The sequence below is a fragment of the Arthrobacter sp. Y3223164 genome (genome assembly GCF_059091005.1).
The window spans coordinates 1-921 of record NZ_JBNHGF010000671.1; the positions used below are offsets into that span (position 1 = coordinate 1).

Sequence of the window (921 nt, forward strand, 5' to 3'; positions counted from 1 at the left end):
GGCGGCCCTCGCCGCGCGGCGCACCAGCCCGATGGGCGTGTCGCAGATCCCGACCACCCGATGGCCGAGCAGCGGCAGCACGGCTTCGGTGACCAGCCCGGCGGGATTGGTGAAGTTAATCAGCCACGCGCCCGGGCACAGTTCAGTCATCCGCCTGGCGATGTACAGGGCGGCGGGGACGGCGCGCAGGCCGGCGGCTATCCCGGCGGCGCCGGTGGTCTCCTGGCCCAGCAGGTTCAGCCGGGTTGCCACCCGTTCGTCCAGCGTCCTGCCCCGGGTGCCGCCGGGACGGATGGCCGAGAAAACGACGTCGGCGCCGGCCAGGGCGCTATCCAGGTCCCGGGCGGACTCGATCTTCGGCGGCCGGCCGGCCCCGGGCAAGGGCGCATCCTCCAGCACCCGGACGATCGCCCGCTGCCGGCTGGCGTCTACGTCGTGGAGCACCAGCCGGTCCACCAGGCCGGCCGCGGATCCGTTGGCCAGTGCGCGATAGACCAGCGGCACCCGGAACCCGCCGCCGCCCAGTATGGCAAGTGTTGCCACTGCTCCCCCCGAACCATTGACATTGGATAACGATCGGGCCGCCCGCGGCCCAGGACCCGGCCCTTGCTTGTATTGTGCCAGCAAGGGCCAACCACAGGCCCTGGCGGCTGAACCTGCGCCCGCGCCGAAGATCGTCGGCCGGTGTGTTCGCCGCGGTGCAGTGCGCCCCGCGGCGCAGCCCTTCAGCCGGAAGCATGCTTCGGATGGGAGAATGGATCCGTGAGCTCTACAACGTCACCGCTGCCCTATGACCGCCAAGCCGTCATTAACCTGGCCGCCATCCGCGCCAACGTGCGGCACCTGCGCGAGGTCGCCGCTCCGGCCCGGGTGATGGCGGTGGTCAAGGCGGACGCCTACGGCCACGGCGCCGTCCCGGTG

Annotated in this window: 2 protein-coding genes; one reads left to right on the plus strand and one right to left on the minus strand. The window is 71.9% G+C overall.

The genetic code is table 11. The annotated features are described in order from the left end of the window. A partial coding sequence (locus AC5RUJ_RS17295; protein ID WP_494156375.1) for a family 4 glycosyl hydrolase occupies nucleotides 1-543 on the minus strand: 543 nt, incomplete at its 3' end. Between the two features lie 219 nt (nucleotides 544-762). Between AC5RUJ_RS17295 and AC5RUJ_RS17300 the strand changes: the two genes are divergently transcribed. Then, the coding region (locus AC5RUJ_RS17300) for an alanine racemase (RefSeq protein WP_494155057.1) at nucleotides 763-921 on the plus strand (159 nt) is incomplete at its 3' end.